Genomic DNA, 361 nt, shown 5'->3' on the forward strand with positions numbered 1-361 from the left:
GCGCGCTAAAATACTAATTTGTTGGCCTTGGAGGCTGTGCGGATAGCCAGTGCCATCGATCTTCTCATGGTGGTGGAGGCAGACATCTAGAGCGCACTTGGGAATAAGTTCGCTCTTGAGAAGCATGGCATGACCAAGTTCTGGATGCCTGCGCATTACCGAAAATTCGTCATCAGTAAGCTTACCCGGTTTGTTGAGCACAACTCCCGGAATTACTATCTTACCAACGTCGTGTAACAGTCCAGCAATCCCCGCTTCGCGAATCTGCTCGTTATCCAGTCCTACTAGCTGGGCCAAGGCAACCATCAGAGCGCAAACCGAAACGGAGTGCATAGCGGTGGATTCGGCCTTGGTTTTCAGT

At 51.2% G+C, this 361-nt stretch carries 1 protein-coding gene; it reads right to left on the reverse strand.

Annotation, left to right across the window (positions count from 1 at the left end; all coding sequences use genetic code 11):
* A partial coding sequence (locus tag AAEZ05_RS27935) for an HD-GYP domain-containing protein (protein WP_350649797.1) occupies positions 1–361 on the reverse strand: 361 nt, incomplete at both ends.

Origin of the sequence: Pseudomonas sp. HY13-MNA-CIBAN-0226 (genome assembly GCF_040310305.1) — a bacterium.
GTDB lineage: Bacteria > Pseudomonadota > Gammaproteobacteria > Pseudomonadales > Pseudomonadaceae > Aquipseudomonas > Aquipseudomonas gregormendelii.